At 39.0% G+C, this 16079-nt stretch carries 16 protein-coding genes and 1 tRNA gene; 13 read left to right on the forward strand and 4 right to left on the reverse strand.

Going from position 1 to position 16079, the window contains the following annotated elements:
- Positions 1-216: 216 nt before the first annotated feature.
- Positions 217-696: a threonine/serine exporter family protein gene (locus IGJ53_RS03595; protein ID WP_010732085.1), complete on the reverse strand. Its 480-nt coding sequence runs from the start codon at positions 694-696 to the stop codon at positions 217-219.
- Positions 697-711: 15 nt separating this feature from the next.
- Positions 712-1464 carry a threonine/serine exporter family protein gene (locus tag IGJ53_RS03600; protein WP_002308449.1) on the reverse strand — a complete coding sequence of 251 codons (753 nt, stop codon included), beginning with the start codon at positions 1462-1464 and terminating at the stop codon, positions 712-714.
- A 116-nt stretch (positions 1465-1580) separates the two neighbouring features.
- Between IGJ53_RS03600 and IGJ53_RS03605 the strand changes: the two genes are divergently transcribed.
- From IGJ53_RS03605 to IGJ53_RS03635, 7 genes are all read left to right on the forward strand, one after another.
- Positions 1581-1651: transfer RNA gene (locus IGJ53_RS03605), tRNA-Gly, on the forward strand.
- Between the two features lie 236 nt (positions 1652-1887).
- Positions 1888-2613: a DNA/RNA non-specific endonuclease gene (locus tag IGJ53_RS03610; RefSeq protein ID WP_002373657.1), complete on the forward strand. Its 726-nt coding sequence runs from the start codon at positions 1888-1890 to the stop codon at positions 2611-2613.
- 253 nt (positions 2614-2866) lie between these two features.
- Positions 2867-3133, forward strand: coding sequence for an IreB family regulatory phosphoprotein (locus tag IGJ53_RS03615; protein ID WP_002290885.1), 267 nt, complete (start codon positions 2867-2869; stop codon positions 3131-3133).
- Positions 3130-3561, forward strand: coding sequence for a Holliday junction resolvase RuvX (gene ruvX / locus IGJ53_RS03620; protein ID WP_002290886.1), 432 nt, complete (start codon positions 3130-3132; stop codon positions 3559-3561). The genes IGJ53_RS03615 and ruvX overlap by 4 nt, the downstream gene beginning before the upstream one ends.
- Positions 3562-3586: 25 nt before the next feature.
- Positions 3587-3892 carry a DUF1292 domain-containing protein gene (locus IGJ53_RS03625; protein ID WP_002290887.1) on the forward strand — a complete coding sequence of 102 codons (306 nt, stop codon included), beginning with the start codon at positions 3587-3589 and terminating at the stop codon, positions 3890-3892.
- Between the two features lie 568 nt (positions 3893-4460).
- Positions 4461-5297 carry a sulfite exporter TauE/SafE family protein gene (locus IGJ53_RS03630; RefSeq protein ID WP_002326306.1) on the forward strand — a complete coding sequence of 279 codons (837 nt, stop codon included), beginning with the start codon at positions 4461-4463 and terminating at the stop codon, positions 5295-5297.
- A 62-nt stretch (positions 5298-5359) separates the two neighbouring features.
- Positions 5360-5794 (forward strand): GNAT family N-acetyltransferase, encoded by a 435-nt coding sequence (locus tag IGJ53_RS03635; protein ID WP_042956885.1) that lies wholly within the window; start codon positions 5360-5362, stop codon positions 5792-5794.
- A 60-nt stretch (positions 5795-5854) separates the two neighbouring features.
- Here the strand turns inward: IGJ53_RS03635 and IGJ53_RS03640 are convergent, their stop codons facing one another.
- Both IGJ53_RS03640 and IGJ53_RS03645 read right to left on the reverse strand, forming a co-directional pair.
- A complete protein-coding gene (locus tag IGJ53_RS03640) occupies positions 5855-7177 on the reverse strand; it encodes a 2-hydroxycarboxylate transporter family protein (RefSeq protein ID WP_010732087.1) in 1323 nt (440 codons plus the stop codon).
- A 153-nt stretch (positions 7178-7330) separates the two neighbouring features.
- The gene (locus IGJ53_RS03645) at positions 7331-8971 is read right to left on the reverse strand and encodes a malolactic enzyme (protein WP_010732088.1); all 1641 of its coding nucleotides are present in this window, start codon (positions 8969-8971) and stop codon (positions 7331-7333) included.
- 332 nt (positions 8972-9303) lie between these two features.
- Here IGJ53_RS03645 and IGJ53_RS03650 point away from each other — a divergent pair, with 332 nt between their 5' ends.
- The 6 genes from IGJ53_RS03650 to IGJ53_RS03675 all read left to right on the forward strand — a co-directional run bounded on the left by IGJ53_RS03650 (position 9304) and on the right by IGJ53_RS03675 (position 16003).
- A complete protein-coding gene (locus tag IGJ53_RS03650; RefSeq protein ID WP_010732089.1) occupies positions 9304-9774 on the forward strand; it encodes a DUF4809 family protein in 471 nt (156 codons plus the stop codon).
- A 222-nt stretch (positions 9775-9996) separates the two neighbouring features.
- Positions 9997-11100 carry an alpha-hydroxy-acid oxidizing protein gene (locus IGJ53_RS03655; protein WP_010732090.1) on the forward strand — a complete coding sequence of 368 codons (1104 nt, stop codon included), beginning with the start codon at positions 9997-9999 and terminating at the stop codon, positions 11098-11100.
- Positions 11101-11384: 284 nt separating this feature from the next.
- Positions 11385-12065 carry a WxL domain-containing protein gene (locus tag IGJ53_RS03660; RefSeq protein ID WP_010732091.1) on the forward strand — a complete coding sequence of 227 codons (681 nt, stop codon included), beginning with the start codon at positions 11385-11387 and terminating at the stop codon, positions 12063-12065.
- Positions 12066-12155: 90 nt separating this feature from the next.
- Positions 12156-13193, forward strand: a complete 1038-nt coding sequence (locus IGJ53_RS03665) for a DUF916 and DUF3324 domain-containing protein (protein ID WP_010732092.1) — start codon at positions 12156-12158, stop codon at positions 13191-13193.
- Positions 13194-13203: 10 nt separating this feature from the next.
- Positions 13204-13539 (forward strand): hypothetical protein, encoded by a 336-nt coding sequence (locus tag IGJ53_RS03670; RefSeq protein ID WP_010732093.1) that lies wholly within the window; start codon positions 13204-13206, stop codon positions 13537-13539.
- Positions 13523-16003, forward strand: coding sequence for a WxL domain-containing protein (locus tag IGJ53_RS03675; RefSeq protein WP_259741727.1), 2481 nt, complete (start codon positions 13523-13525; stop codon positions 16001-16003). Before IGJ53_RS03670 ends, IGJ53_RS03675 begins: the two co-directional genes overlap by 17 nt.
- Positions 16004-16079: the final 76 nt, after the last annotated feature.

The raw sequence follows: 16079 nt of genomic DNA on the forward strand, positions 1-16079 counted from the left end.
AGCCTCTTTTTCCAAATAAATGGTGTTTAAAGTCAGTTTCTCAGTATTAAGACAATTTTATGTAAAAATGTGAGAAGTCATTTTTACAAAATTTTTTTACTATTCAAAATTACTTCTTATTGCTCCTGTGGTTACTCGTCGCAATGTTTGTGAGAGATTTTGTCATCGCTCAAGGCTGAACGTTTCTTTCACAACCTTTTCTTTGTTACATTTCATTTATTTAAAAAGCCGCTTTTTTCGCTTCAACATGATTGCATCACGCTTTACTTTGAAGTTGCGGATGTTATGGTTAAAGACTTCCGATAATACGAGACCTAAAGCAATTGCTCCAGCTATCATGATTGCTTGGACCGCATAATGAGCCGCTTCTTGATAGGATTCAGTAACGAGATTCCGAACCGCTTGATAAGCCAAACCACCAGGGACTAAAGGAACCATCCCAGGAATATTGAAAATCGTTACAGGCATTCTCAAACATTTAGAGAAAAGATCACTGATGAATGCGACTCCTAAAGAGCCAAGCAATGACCCGAAAGCAGCAGATCCGCCCATTTGAACACAGATCCAGTAGATCATCCAGCCGAAAGCACCAGAAAGACCACAACAAATCAATGAACGCCTAGGGACATTTGTAACAATGGCAAATGCCGCAGTCGCTAAAAAACTAAAAGAAAATTGAATAAACATCGTGCCCATACTCGTGCTCCTTTCTTAATAAAAAAGCTGGAAAATAAAAGCAATCGCAAAACCAATCATCGTAGCAGTCATCATCGCTTCTGTTCCGCGAGAAACCCCAGACACATAATGACCAGCTAGCAAATCACGGATAGCGTTCGTAATTTGAACCCCAGGAACCAAAGGCATCACACATCCGATGATAATTAAATCCTGATTGCTTCCTAAGCCAAAACGAACACTGTAGATAGCAGCTATGCCAATCAATAAAGAAGATAAAAATTCCGATAAAAATTTGATTCTAAAAAATTTCAAACTATACAGATAAACTGCGTATCCCCATCCACCAATAACTAAAGTCACAGGCAAATCGGTCATCTTTCCGCCGAATAACACCATGATCGTTCCACTGATAACTGCCGCACTAACGATCTGCAACCAGACAGGAAAGAACGAACGGTCTCGGTCGATTGCCTGCAATTCACTGTAAAGTTCTTCTAATGTTAGTTCTGAAGCAACATACTTACGTGAAAGATCATTCACTTTTACTACTTTTTCTAAATTGATCGAACGGTTGGTAATTTGTTCCATTCGAATGGTCGAGGTACGATCAAGACCAATAAATAGACCAGTCTGCGTGACATAGCTGACCAAACGGAAATTTCCAGAAGCTAAAGCAATTCGACTCATCGTATCTTCTACCCGATACATCTCTGCATTGCTTTCCATCATGATTTTCCCAGCGAGTAGACAAGTGTCTAGCAGCAAATCTAATTCTTTTCCCGTCATAGCATCTTCTCCAATAATTGATTGATTAGTTTTATTTTACTACAAAACATATCGGAAGCGTAAAGAATAAAAAAACTTGAGGAAGGAGTGAAAGAGGCGTATACTGTTTTTGTGTTGCGGGTGTAGTTTAGTGGTAAAATCCCAGCTTCCCAAGCTGATGTCGCGGGTTCGATTCCCGTCACCCGCTTAAAAGTGGTTGTGAAATCAACGTATTGTCTTGATTATAAAAAAAATTTTGAATGATAATAAATACCTTACAGATAGAGTTGTGAACGATTAGAGACGAGGAATCCGTCTCTTTTTTGTGTTTTAAGCCGTCTAAAAACTGGTTTTATTTTTTTACTGTTTCTATTTCTTTCCAGTATTTATTTATAGGGGAACATATGTTAAGATTTAGGGAGCTGTTAGTAAAGGAGTAAAGAAATGAGCAAAAAAACAACCAAAGCGATTGTGGGGATCGTCGCTGCTGTGATTGCAGGGGCACTCGGTATTTCCACCACACAAAAAGATTCAGATATCTTCCAACAAATTACAACCATTTTTGATTCCACACCGCAAGCTTCTCAAGTAGCGGATGTGCCAGAATATGATGGAAAACATCAAGAAATAGAAATCAATGGGAATCAGCCGGAGTTTACAAAAGAGGACCTTAGTCTTTCCAAAGGGACATGGGAAAGCTATTCAAATATAGACAAATTGAACAGAGTAGGACAAGCCAATGCGATGTTGGGAAAAGACTTGTTTCCTACTGAAAAGAGAGAACCTTTGTATATTGATCCGACAGGTTGGAAACAAAAGAAATTAAGTGACGGACAATGGTTATACAACCGCAGCCATTTGATTGGTTTCCAGTTGACTGGTCAAAATAATAACATTAAAAACTTAATGACAGGGACGCGTTCGTTGAATGCTCCGTACATGCTTGTCCATGAAAATGATATTGCGGCATATATCAAGGAAACAAATCATCATGTACGCTATCGTGTCACTCCTCATTTCGAGGGAAATGAACTGGTAGCAAGAGGTGTGCAGTTGGAAGCAGAAAGCATTGAAGACAAAAAAATTGAATTTAATGTCTTTATCTACAATGTTCAAGATGGCTACACCATCAATTATGAGACAGGGCAAGCAACGAAAACGAAAAATTAGTAGCAGCAATTCGAATTTTTTATGAACTTTATGAAAAAATTGTGTAAAAACATACTTTCAAAGAAATATAGCGTATACTTTATGGAAAGAGGGCTTTTGAAAAAGCCACAGAAAAAAGGAAAAATCAGACAAATCGTGTTTCTTAATTTATTCAGAAGTTTGGAATATTTGTTTGTAGTTTTCCCTTTCTTCGAGTAAAATAAGGGTGTAGAAGGTAAGCTGGAATTACCTTGCGGGAAAGAGGTGTAGAATCATGGGTTTTACAGATGAAACCGTACGTTTTGGTTTTGACGATAGTCGCAAAAAAGAAGTGAGCGAAACATTAGCGATTGTTTATCGGGCTTTGGAAGAAAAAGGCTACAATCCAATCAATCAGATTGTCGGCTACTTGCTTTCTGGAGACCCGGCCTACATTCCTCGTTATCGTGATGCACGAAATTTGATTCGCCGTCACGAACGCGATGAAATCATGGAAGTAATTGTCAAAGACTACCTCTCAAATCATGGAGTGAATTTATGAGAGTAATGGGCTTGGATGTCGGTTCTAAGACAGTAGGCGTTGCTGTGAGCGACCCCTTTGGCTGGACAGCTCAAGGAGTAGAAATCATTCGAATCAATGAAGCAGAAGAAGAGTTTGGCTTTGATCGGTTGAAGGAATTAGTGGCGCAGTACGAAGTAGACCGTTTTGTAGTTGGATTACCTAAGAATATGAACAATTCCATCGGACCAAGGGCAGAAGCTTCCATGTCATATGGAGAGAAGATCAAAGAACTATTCTCCTTGCCGGTTGATTATCAAGATGAACGACTAACCACTGTTCAGGCAGAACGTATGCTAGTAGAGCAGGCAAATACTTCAAGAGCGAAACGAAAAAAAGTCATCGATAAATTAGCAGCTGTGATGATTTTACAAAATTATTTAGACGGCTCAGGTAAGCAATTATTTTAATAATAAAAAGAAAAGAGGTAATCTTATGACAGAACATAACCATTCCCACGACCACGAAGGACACGAACACATCACATTGGTGGATGACCAAGGAAATGAAACATTATACGAAATCTTGTTAACAGTTGACGGACAAGAAGAATTTGGACGTAACTATGTTCTTTTATATCCAGCTGGTGTTTCAGAAGATGAAGATGTAGAATTACAAGCTTATGCATACATCGAAAACGAAGATGGAACAGAAGGCGAGTTAGAACAAATCGAAACAGATGCAGAATGGGATATGATCGAAGAAGTATTCAATACATTCATGGCTGAAGAAGAAGAATAGAACGAAAGAATGAATTAATAAGATATAAAAAAAGGGATTGTGACAAACGTCTTGTCACAATCCCTTTTTCCAAATAAACGATGCTCAATCAGCTGCCCCTCGGCATTCGCTCGAAAAACGGCGAAATATGAAGAACTATTTTGCCATTTGTTTCTCTAATAATCAGGTCAAAACGTTGATTTCACAGTCTCTTCCTTAAACGGTGTTCTCCTGCCAACTCCTCGGTCACAAGTCACAATATTCAACAAACATGAGAAGCTGTTTTTGAAATTGTTCCTTGTGACTCGGAGCTGAACGGCAGGCTCACGACCTCTTGGTATAAACGGTGTTCAAAAGCTTGCATCTGCGGTAATAAGTCCAACCAAACGAAAAATATGAGGAGCTATTTTTGTTTGGCTGTTCTTATTACTTGATGCAGGACAGCTTTTTCACGACCTCTTTTCGTTTAGCACTACATTTCCTTGAAAAGTAGAAAAGCTTTCGAAGCCTCGTTTGTTTCTTTTACTGTATAATAAAAGAAAAGAGTAAAAATCGCCAAAAGAGATAAACAAGAGAAAGGAAATACAAGATGATTGGTCTGATTTATTTTGTGGTGATCGTTCTGGCGAACACAGTTGGCGCTATTTCCGGGATGGGTGGAGGCGTGTTGATCAAACCGATTCTTGATCTTATCGGTGCCCATTCTGTTGCAGGGATTTCTTTTTACTCAACAGTTGCAGTATTCACGATGTCCATTGTTTCGACTGTGCGACAAGTATCAAGCGGGAAATCACTGAATTGGCAGATTGTCGGTTGGGTATCTAGTGGAGCTGTTGTTGGAGGAGTAGTCGGCAACATTGTATTCGAAGTTTTTTTACAGTTATTTGAAAATGAGAAGCATGTGCAGCTGATTCAAATTTTTTTGACGGTATTGACCTTGGTTTTTGCGTTCTTCTACACCAAGCATCATCAGCCAAAATTTCATTTGACGTCATGGACTTGGTACCTTATATGTGGGGTAGTTCTGGGCTTTTTAGCTAGCTTTTTAGGTATTGGTGGTGGACCAGTCAATGTTTCTTTGTTGATGCTGATGTTTGCATTGCCAATAAAAGAAGCAACACTATATTCTCTATCTACGATTTTCTTTTCTCAACTGGCAAAATTGGTAACGATTGCTTTAACAAGTAGCTTTATGCGCTTTGATTTATCTATGTTGTTTTATGTTATCCCCGCTGCTATTATTGGAGGTTTGTGGGGAGCAAGATTTAGCAGGATTTTGTCTCCAAAAAAAGTGACCTTTATTTTTCAAGCAATCGTCATCGTGGTTCTTTTGATCAATCTTTACAATGCTTTCGTCATCTTGCAAACATTAGAAGGATCTGGATTCAAGCAAGTCAAAATCACTGAAAAGTCTTTTTTTAAATGAAAAAAAGAGTATACTGTGATAAAAAATTCATTTAAAAAAATAGAAATTGGCTGGTGATTTGGATGTTGCGGGAAATGCGTTTAGGAGATGCAGAAGCACTACGAGAAATCAATGCGGAACAATTAGGGTATGATGTACCATTAACTGTTACGGTGAGACAAATGAAGAAACTGTTGAAGGAGCCAGAAAAAAATTTTTTCTTGGTTTATGAAGATCCTATTTCTAAAAAAGCAGCTGGCTATGTACAAGCGGAGTCCTATGAATCGATTTTCAGCGATCCGATGTTCAATATTATGGCACTTGCTGTGTCTAAACATGCTGAAAAAAGAGGAATCGGAAAGGCCTTGATGACTGGCGTAGAAGAAGAAGCGAAAAGACGAGGAATATCAGCAATAAGACTTAATTCTGCAGAATACAGAGTAGAAGCACACCGATTTTATGAACACATCGGTTATTATTCCGATAAAATGCAAAAAAGATTTTTGAAAATCCTGTAAATTTTTATCAAAAAATACCTGGTCATCAAGCCGATACTTGATGATCAGGTATTTTTTTGACTAAGAAAGTAATTGCATCAAGAAACCTGAGATGATCAAAACGATGGCACCACCAAGCCGATTGCCCATTTGAGCAAAAGCAATAAGTTCCATCCGATTAGCTGCAGATAAGACAGCTACATTTCCTGTACCACCCATCGAGTTGTTGCATAAGCCAGCAGTAATAGTTGATTCGATTGGATATAAACCAAACAAACGACCGACAAATCCTGAAACCACTGAAATCACGATAACACTTGTCAAACATAAGACAACAAATTGCCATGTCAAAGCAGAAGCCAATACATTCAGATTCAATAACGCAATACCGATACCTGCAAGAACAGCTGCTGTCAAGTTTTTGACAATCAAGTTGTTGAACATGATAGCTGCATCTTCGTAATATTCTGGTAATAGGTTTGCGATTTTACAGATAACAACGATAATGATCATGAATGCGTACGCATGGACTTTAGGAACAAAATAGTTACCGATTTGTCCTAAGATGAAGAAAGTCAATGATACCATCAAACCAACACCTAATTGTGGAATGGAAGGTTTTACATTTCTAGGTTTTCCATCGCCAAGGTCGCCTTTTTCCATTAATTTACCATTACCGTTGAATTTTGGCATTGATTGTCCCGCACGAGCAACTAATGCTGCACCAATGATAGCTAGGACATTTGTCATTGCTGTAGCAGGAATCAGGCGGGAAATGATAGAAGAAGCGTCCGTACCTAAAACATTTGCATAAATCGTTGATAAAGGTACAGCTCCGGCTCCAACCCCCCCAGCCATTGCGGGCAATGAGATATATAAAACGGAATTTGCAAAACCATTTCCGATAAGCATACCCACGAGTCCTACGGCAAAAAAGGAGACGACCATTGAAATAAGTGCAACAGGAATAAAACGAACAGAAGCTTTCATCAATAGATTACGGTTCATACCAAGGATGCTACCAGTAATCAAGGCAGCAATATAAAAGTCTAAAAAGCCCATATTGCTGACAAAGTTTTCTGTGGATTTCACTACATACTCAGGTAAGATCCCAAATGTAGCAATCGCAGCAGAGGCAAAAATCGCAAAGACGGAGCCACCACCTAAATAACTTTTGACGATAGGAATTTTTGTCCCGATAAAATGAAATAAATTACCGAAAATGACCAAAACAGCGATTGGGCCAATCATATTCGTCGGTAATTTTCCTAAAGCCATTGCAATGATCAGGACAAGAACCATGATCAAATAAAGGGGCAAACTTACGCCGGTAATTTTTGTTGACCAAAATCCTTCTTTTTTCTTTTCCTCAACTGCAGTTGCAGTTGTTGTTTTTTGTGCCATTTTTACAGATCCTTTCTTATTCTGTATCGTATGAAAAAAGCCAAAGAGAAGCGGCAAAAGAGCAGTAGTTGGCTGGCTGCTGTTTTGCCGCAGTCGCTTTTTTCTTTTTAGACGTCATACAAAGTTTCTGTATGTTCTTTTACTATAACAATCTTAATCTTCTAAAGATTTATATTCAGGAACCCATTTAGCAGATTCAACTGCTTCTTTGATATCCGTAATTTCTTCACGATTCAATTTTTGTGCAACAACTGATTTTGCGACAGTTTCAGCAATCGTTTGAGAGAATTCAGTGATTTTTGCTACTGGAGGCAAGATAGCTGCTCCTGGTTTTGTTACATCAACGATTCCGCCTAATGCTCGACTAGCTTGAGAAATGATTTCAGCATTTACTCGTGTAGCTGTTGAAGCAATCAAACCAAGCCCTAATCCTGGGTACATCAACGCATTATTTGCTTGACCGATTTGGTAAGTTACACCGTTATATTCCACATCAGCAGCAGGGATACCTGTTCCAACTAAAGCTTTTCCGTCCGTCCATTCAATCAAATCTTTTGCTTTTGCTTCTGCCAATTTTGTTGGATTAGACAAAGGCATGATGATTGGACGTGGGGTATGAGCCGCCATTTCTTTCACGATTTCTTCAGTGAATGCTCCAGGTTGGGTAGAAGTACCAATCATAATCGTTGGATGGATTGCTTTTACAATTGCTTCTAAGTTTGTCAATTCATCAGCATTAGTGAATTCTGAGCGTTTACGAGCGAATGGGATTTGGCCAGGAGTCAATCCTTTTGTATCTTCAAACAATAAACCTTGTTTATCTACTTGATAGAAATGTTGGCGTGCTTCTTCTTCAGGTACACCTTGACGGATCATTTCATCTAAAAGGATGTTTGCGATACCTACACCAGCAGTACCAGCACCGAATGTCAAGATTGTTTGATCTTTCAATTGCTCACCTGATATATTCAATCCACCTAATACACCAGCTAGTACAACGATTCCTGTGCCTTGGATATCATCATTGAAAGTAGTGATTTTATCTTCGTATTTTTCTAAGATCGTTGCAGCATTTCCTCGTCCAAAATCTTCCCAATGTAATAACAATTCTGGGAATAATTCAGTAGCTGATTGAACGAATTGATCGATGAATTCGTAGTAAGTTTCGCCTTCTACACGAGCATGACGATTCCCTAAGTATAATGGATTATTCAATAATTCTTCGTTATTAGTACCAGCGTCGATCGATACAGGTAAGACCTGTGCAGGATTGATACCAGCCGCAGCAGTATAGACCATCAATTTACCGATAGCGATGTCAACACCGTTCACACCCCAGTCACCCATACCTAAGATTCCTTCTGCATCTGTCACAACGATCAAACGAATGTCGCGTCCATCTGCTGCGTTTTTCAAACTTGCTTTGATGTTTTCTGGTTCGTCGATTGAAAGAAATGCAGCATCTTGTGGTTTCAAGAAAATTTCGTTGTATTGTTCGATTGAATCCGCAACGACAGGATCATAAACGACAGGCATGAATTCAACTAAATGTTCGCCCATCAATTTATAAAACAATGTCCGGTTCGTATTGAATAGATTCATTAAGAAGATACGTTTTTCCAAATCGGTCTGTTTGCTTAAGTATTGACCGTAAGCTTGGACAGATTGTTGTTCCAATGTTTGGACAGTACTTGGAAGCATACCAGTAATTCCGTATTTTGCCCGTTCTTCTTTTGTAAAAGCTGTTCCTTTATTTAGAAAAGGATTATTTAATAAGTTTAGCCCTGTAAGCATGAATGATTCCTCCTAAGTTTTAATACAAACGAAGTATAGGAGTCAGATGAGGATATAGTCAAAAAGAGCAGGTATAATAAATTTTATTTATATGAGTAATAGAGTCAAAAGAAATCAAAATAGCGGTATTTGTTCTTTTTATATCAACAATCCTTGCTTGATTACTATGCGTATCTCTTATATGCTAAAGAAAGAAAAGTAGAAGAATAAAGGATATGTTAGATAGATAAATAGAATCTCTGAAGAATAAATCACGTGATCGTGACGATAAAATTCACTTACGTCAGGTGATAAAAAATACATAAGTAGAAAACTAAGAGGAGGAACAGAAAATGAAAGAAGTTCAATTGATCAGAAAAAGCGAACTATCAGAAGGCGGTTGCAATGCATGCGGCGTAGTAGAAGCAACAAGCTATACATTAAAGCTTGGTGCCAACAAAGCGATAATCTCTGAGTTGACAGTAGGCGGTCTTGTGGACAGTCTGGCGCTTGCTGAAGGTTTTATTGGAGAAGATATTTATGAGATGTTTTCAGAAGTCCGTCAGTTAAAAAAAGGGGAAAAATGCATAGAGGTACATCATGAGAGTCCGAATGTGAGATTTAAACGTGGTGATAATGAGATGATCTTCAATAATCATGTGTCCGATCACACCGAGCTATATGGAATCGTGAATCAAATACTGACTGAGCTTTTTGGATTGGGACCTTATGCGTTCAAGGAAGAAAACGGTAATCCAAAATTAAACGAAGAATGGCAAGAAACGATTGAAACACAAAGAAACAATCCTCACTTATTTCAATAGGCATACACAGTATTTCGTATAAGGGACTTTGACACGACTTTTGTCAAAGTCCCATCGTTTTTTTATCTATTTGTGTTCTAAACATTTCTTCCAGAATAGTGACATCTGGAATGATTGAAATGTAAACAGATTATTTGCCTGTATCAATACTGAAGAGTAATATAAAAAGTGTAAACGCTATCATATTGTTCATTCAATTTTTTATAGAGGGAAGGCATTGAAATGGAAAAAATGTATCAAGCAGGTACAAATGAAGGAATAGTGGATTTTATCAATATGGAAGATTTAGAAATAGCCGCTTCACAAGTGATTCCAGCTGGTGGTTATGGTTACATCAGCAGTGGTGCTGGCGACTTATTTACTTATCAAGAAAATGAACGGGCATTCAATCATCAACTGATTATTCCTCATGTATTAAGAGATGTAGAATTACCCGATACAACTACACATTTTGACGAAGAAACGCTGACTGCACCAATCATCATGGCACCAGTTGCTGCTCATGGCTTAGCTCATGTGAAGGCGGAGAAAGCTTCTGCAAAAGGTGTAGCAGATTTTGGGACGATCTATGCAGCAAGTTCTTATGCTTCTTGTACTTTAGAAGAGATAAGAGAAGCAGGCGGGGAGAAAGCACCGCAATGGTTTCAATTTTATATGAGCAAAGATAATGGAATCAATTTGGATATTCTTGAAGTGGCCAAACGTAATGGAGCAAAAGCAATCGTATTGACAGCGGATGCAACAGTTGGCGGAAACCGTGAAACAGACCGCAGAAATGGGTTTACCTTCCCACTGCCAATGCCGATCGTTCAGGCTTATCAATCAGGAGTAGGCCAAACGATGGATGCTGTGTACAAATCTTCCAAACAGAAGCTTAGTCCAAAAGATGTAGAATTTATTGCTGCTCATTCTGATTTGCCAGTTTATGTGAAAGGTGTCCAGTCAGAAGAAGATGTCTATCGTTCATTAGAATCTGGTGCTGGCGGAATCTGGGTATCTAATCATGGCGGCCGTCAACTAGATGGTGGTCCTGCAGCGTTTGATTCGTTGCAATATGTGGCAGAAGCAGTAGATAAACGTGTACCAATCGTGTTTGACAGCGGTGTACGACGCGGACAGCATGTTTTCAAAGCAATCGCATCAGGTGCAGATCTTGTTGCTATTGGCAGACCCGTTATTTATGGATTGTCTTTAGGAGGAAGCACAGGAGTCCGTCAAGTGTTTGATTTCTTTAAAACAGAATTGGAAATGGTCATGCAATTAGCTGGAACACAAACAGTAGAAGATATCAAAAAAATAAAATTGCGTGAGAATCGTTTTATTTAAGATACAAAATGACGAAAACAATAGGGGTACGGCAGTTGATGCCGTACTCCTATTTGTATGGGTCAGAGATGCCATTAATAGAATAAGTTGAAACGAAAAAAGAAAATTGAAATGTTTTTTCATACTTAATAAAAAAAGAAGAATATTCATGTAAACGATTTTATTGCTTTTTTCTCTTTTATACAAAAAGGGTCAGAATTTCAAGTAAGCGGATGAATTCATGAGGATTTTTTGCATGCTGTCTCTACTATACTTAGGTCACTAAGAAAAAGGAGTGATTTATTATGAAAAAGAACATGATTGGGACATTATTACTTTCAACACTTCTTCTAGGCGGCTTGGCAACCCCAGCTTTTGCTGAAGGTCAAGCAACTTCAAAAGGAGATATTACCTTTACTGAACCAACAAATACCGTGGAGCCTCTTAACCCTACTGACCCTTCAAAACCAGTAGATCCGGCAGATCCGGAAAATCCAGCAACTGGCCAGACAGGTCCTTTAACACTGGATGTAGTTCCCGAATTGCCGTTTGGTACACACGAGATTGAAAGCGGAACAAAAACATATCAAGTAGATGCTTCAAAAAATGATACACCTTATCTCCAAGTATCAGATCGTCGAGGTGTAGGTGCAGACGGGCAAGCACAAGGGTGGAACGTGACAGTTTCGGTTTCAGATTTTGTAAACGGTTCACAAATTTTGCAAGGGGCTGAATTGAATTTTGGGACATCCACTGTGAAAAGTACGTCAGATAACGAAGCCACTGCACCAACTAGTCAAGCTGTGACTGGATTGAGTAAAGCAAGTGCAGCGACACCAATATTTACAGCAGCAAAAGACCAAGGTCTGGGAACATGGCTTTCTGTTTATGATCCAGCAAATATCACGCTGAAAGTGCCTAAAGCAGCAGCTGGAACATTCACGGCTGATTTGACTTGGAACCTCGTGGCTGGCCCAGTAGCATAGAATATGAAATAAATTCAACAAACTGCGGTGAAAATACTATGGATGAAGAATCTTTTTACCGCAGTTGTTGTTGAAAGGATGTGGTGGACAATGAATCAAAGTAAACGACTGTTTGTTTCTTTTTTTTCTATTTTAAGTCTATTTTTCATTTTTCCGTCAATCAGTCAAGCAGAGGATTCAGCAGGAGACTTTGGGATCAAACCGGTATTTCCAGAGAATCAAATAGATAAAGCAATCGGTTATTTTGATTTATTAGTGGCACCGGAACAAAATCAGACATTGGAAGTAATTATCAGCAATTCTTCAGATCAAGAACGAACATTTGAGGTCTCTGTTAATCCGGCGGTAACGAGTGATGGTGGAACGATCGATTATAGTCAAAAAAAAACAACGCTAGATGGGACTTTGCCGTTTGATGTCCGTGACGTTTTGATCGTTGCGAAAAAGGAAGTCAATGTACCAGCGCATGCTGAAACAACTGTACCTGTAGAAGTAAAAATCCCAGCTAAAAGCTTTAAGGGACGTGTATTAGCGGGTATTCATGTTTCACCTAAAGAAGAAGCTGAAGCAGAAAATGCTACAGAAGGAGCACAAATCAAAAATCGTATTGCTTATAATCTCGCAGTCGTTTTACAAGAAAGTCAAGAGACGATAGAACCGGATCTGAAACTTTTATCAGGAGATTTGAACGAGGTCAATGCAAAGCCCACTGTTCAGCTTCGTTTCCAAAATCCTCAGCCTACGATTATCAGCAATTTGATATTTACGAGCAAGATCTATTATGATAATCAGCTTTATATTGAAAATACGTCTAATGCATTTTTAGTTGCACCAAATTCGAATTTTCACTTGAATCTTGATTTAGCTGGTGATAAAGCAAAAGCTGGTGATTACCGCGCAGAGATCATAGCAAAATCAGGTGACAGTAATGAATGGCGATTTACACAAAACTTTACGATCAAAAAAGAAAAAGCACAGAAAGTAAATGAAAATTCCGTTTTTGAAGTACAAGAACAATCTTTCCCATGGCTTTATGTAGGATTGGTTGCTGCAGTTCTAGTGTTACTGTTGATTTTGCTGTTTTTGTGGATCCACAAGAAAAAGAAAAAAGGAGAAACAACACGATGAGGTGATTTCGTTGAAAACATCAATCTTATTAGGAGGGATTATTGCAAGTTTGTTGTTCTTCAGCTGGCAAGAGCCAGTCCAAGCAGATACCAAAAGTTCAGGCACGATTACATTTTATGATCTAAGTCCAGTTCCGCATCCAAGTAGTTCAGTCAATGGCGCATCAAAACAGCAGACACAGCCACCGATTTATAAAGAAGCTAATCAACATGGCGTATTCCCGGAGACGAATGAACAAAGGATCCGTGTTCTTTATTTGATTATTGGTATAGAATTATGGCTTCTTGCGTGGTTGTTGTTATGGAGAAGAAAGGAAAAGGAGGATGAACATGTTGCTACAAAATAAATTTACATTTTTTCGCTCCTTCTTTTTTACTTCGCTTTTTGTTTTAAGTATATTTATCTTTTCACCTTCGGCAGAAGCTGTTGGAGCAACGCCTCCTACCATTTCTTATGATCCGTACACATACGAAAACATCGTACCTCCAAATGGTGGACGTAGTGCAGTGAATGGCGGGAAGCTTGTCCAACTAACTGGGGCTAACCAGTTGCCTAAATTGACTGCTACTTATTTGAACGATGGTTCAAATGATCCTTGGAAAGGTGGCACGGTCCGTTTTCATTGGGAAAGCCATGTGAAAATAACAAATGTACTTGATTTGGTGAATATCACTGCACAAGGCTTTGCCTTCGTTGCAATCATCAATTTACCGGAACATGTATCAAGCAGTGATGTATTAAAAGCCATTGACTGGAACAACGCCTACTTGTATATTGCCGGTGCCCCCATCAAGGTTACTAGCGGAAGTTTATTATCAGCAGGAAGCCATACCTTACGTTTCGGGATGGGTTCGTGGGATACAAATACTCTCCTGCCAGATATCATCGCTATTATTACGCGAGGCGAGTTCAATGTTGACGATGTCCCGCTTCAATTTGATATTACAGCTAATGTCGCGAAGATGACAGAAAACGGAGATAAATATGATACGAGTCCAAACAAAATTTTGACCAAGGGTAAATTACAACCTTCTATGTCTAAAAAGGCTATTTTTTCTGTTGATTTTTATGACTCGAATAATATTATCCAAGATCGTATGTTCAATTCGATTATAGCTCCAGCTGCAGGTAGATTTTATCCTAAATTAACTGGTGGAAAATTGAATCCAGGAGCATATGCATTTTCTGCAAGTGCAGAGATAAATACGTGGAATAGTTACATTTCACCAAGTGATTCAACAGGAAAATATAATACATTTGCTGATACTACAGAATACGTGGATGGGAATAACCAGAACCTTCCAGGCTCAACCAATAATCGAACACTAACGATGGGGTTGACTGAAGGACGTTTTGATCAACTACCATCTACTCGCTTTGATCGTGTAGTCAATTATTTTACAGGAAAAAACGTCACACAAGGTGCAACACTGACTCATACTCCAGCAAGCACAAGTGGATTGAATCAGTCAACCAATATCTTATATAGCGGGAAAGATGCGCAAGGTGGATTGCTTTCTCCCGTTGCTTTAAAGGTATTGGAGCAGTATAAGCTAGACGGTACGGTCTTACCAACAAATTTAACAGCTGATAGTCAGTGGGGAAAGCTCCTTTCCCCTGCGCCGTACCAAGTCACGGCCAATTGGTCAGCAACTGAATTAAAAACGGGGTCGATCCATTACAGGCTTTATTCGAAAGAAACCCAAAAATTAGCGGCAGGATGGACAGATCAACTTTTCCAAACGATCTCATCAAATAATGGCGGCACAACTACAGCTACTTCTACACTACCTGCATTGGCTTCAGGACAATATTATTTTGATTATCGCTTGGTGGACGATGTGCTTACTAACCTGTATCCGTCTTTTGCGTACAAATGGCAGTCTGAACAAGCGGGAATCACCACTCTTCCCCAAATAACAGTGGCTAATTTTCCATCAGTGAGTGCAGACAGCCAGCTAAAAAATCTTAGCAGACAACCGGATGAAGGAACTCCCTTATCTGCACTATCAGGGGATACGATACAAGAAGATGTGACATTCACGTTGACAAAATTTGGGGATGCGATAACCGACAAAAAAATCACGGTCTCACTTCCAGAAAATACTACTTATATCAATGGCACCTTAAAATTAAATGATACAACTGTCGCAGATACTGGCGTTCAACAAGGAGTTTCTGTCCCGGCAGATTTATTGAGCAAAGTCGGCGATACCATTCATCTTACTTACAACTATCAATTAAATACTGTAGATACTTCTGTGCAATCTGTCAGCATACCGACAAAGGCAGCTGTACTTTCTAGCAATATTACATTAGCAGATGGTGCTAAGCTTCCTAACCCGATTGTCCAAACATCCTCTAAAACAATTCTTGTCCCCAAACAAGAATTGACATTAGTTGATGTACCAGCTGATTTTACATTTGGCAATGATCTCCCCAAACCGTTGAAGACAAGTTATTATGAAGCAAAAGGCGATTTTTCTTTTGATGTACGGGATACTCGGCTTCCAAGCACGTCTCCTTGGCAACTGACAGGTACATTGACTTCTTCATTTAAGAATGATCAAGGTCAAGAATTAAGCGGAACAAAATTGTATTTTAATCGTTCTGAATCAAAGCAATTGATCCAGCAAGGACAAAACACGTTGATTTATCAAAGTGATGGTACAGCTAAAGGAGAGGTTCTCGTTGACTTTCCCGATACCGATGGTTTACTCTTAGAGGTAAATAGCAGTACGAACGCTCAACCTGGCGTAAGGTATCAAGGCACGATCACATGGGAACTGTCAGCTGGTCCGTCAAGCTAAGTGATCAGAATTTGTATGGATCTGTGACAACTGTCGCAGATCCTCTTTTTCAAGGGTGAGAAGGAAACTTCTGCTG

The organism is Enterococcus sp. DIV1283b (assembly GCF_051710965.1).
In the GTDB taxonomy this organism is placed as follows: domain Bacteria; phylum Bacillota; class Bacilli; order Lactobacillales; family Enterococcaceae; genus Enterococcus_B; species Enterococcus_B lactis.

Coding starts and splice junctions, on each gene's coding strand:
- IGJ53_RS03595 (WP_010732085.1), bottom strand. CDS start 696: ATGGGCACGATGTTTATTCAATTTTCTTTTAGTTTTTTAGCGACTGCG.
- IGJ53_RS03600 (WP_002308449.1), bottom strand. CDS start 1,464: ATGACGGGAAAAGAATTAGATTTGCTGCTAGACACTTGTCTACTCGCT.
- IGJ53_RS03610 (WP_002373657.1), top strand. CDS start 1,888: ATGAGCAAAAAAACAACCAAAGCGATTGTGGGGATCGTCGCTGCTGTG.
- IGJ53_RS03615 (WP_002290885.1), top strand. CDS start 2,867: ATGGGTTTTACAGATGAAACCGTACGTTTTGGTTTTGACGATAGTCGC.
- ruvX (WP_002290886.1), top strand. CDS start 3,130: ATGAGAGTAATGGGCTTGGATGTCGGTTCTAAGACAGTAGGCGTTGCT.
- IGJ53_RS03625 (WP_002290887.1), top strand. CDS start 3,587: ATGACAGAACATAACCATTCCCACGACCACGAAGGACACGAACACATC.
- IGJ53_RS03630 (WP_002326306.1), top strand. CDS start 4,461: ATGATTGGTCTGATTTATTTTGTGGTGATCGTTCTGGCGAACACAGTT.
- IGJ53_RS03635 (WP_042956885.1), top strand. CDS start 5,360: ATGTTGCGGGAAATGCGTTTAGGAGATGCAGAAGCACTACGAGAAATC.
- IGJ53_RS03640 (WP_010732087.1), bottom strand. CDS start 7,177: ATGGCACAAAAAACAACAACTGCAACTGCAGTTGAGGAAAAGAAAAAA.
- IGJ53_RS03645 (WP_010732088.1), bottom strand. CDS start 8,971: ATGCTTACAGGGCTAAACTTATTAAATAATCCTTTTCTAAATAAAGGA.
- IGJ53_RS03650 (WP_010732089.1), top strand. CDS start 9,304: ATGAAAGAAGTTCAATTGATCAGAAAAAGCGAACTATCAGAAGGCGGT.
- IGJ53_RS03655 (WP_010732090.1), top strand. CDS start 9,997: ATGGAAAAAATGTATCAAGCAGGTACAAATGAAGGAATAGTGGATTTT.
- IGJ53_RS03660 (WP_010732091.1), top strand. CDS start 11,385: ATGAAAAAGAACATGATTGGGACATTATTACTTTCAACACTTCTTCTA.
- IGJ53_RS03665 (WP_010732092.1), top strand. CDS start 12,156: ATGAATCAAAGTAAACGACTGTTTGTTTCTTTTTTTTCTATTTTAAGT.
- IGJ53_RS03675 (WP_259741727.1), top strand. CDS start 13,523: ATGTTGCTACAAAATAAATTTACATTTTTTCGCTCCTTCTTTTTTACT.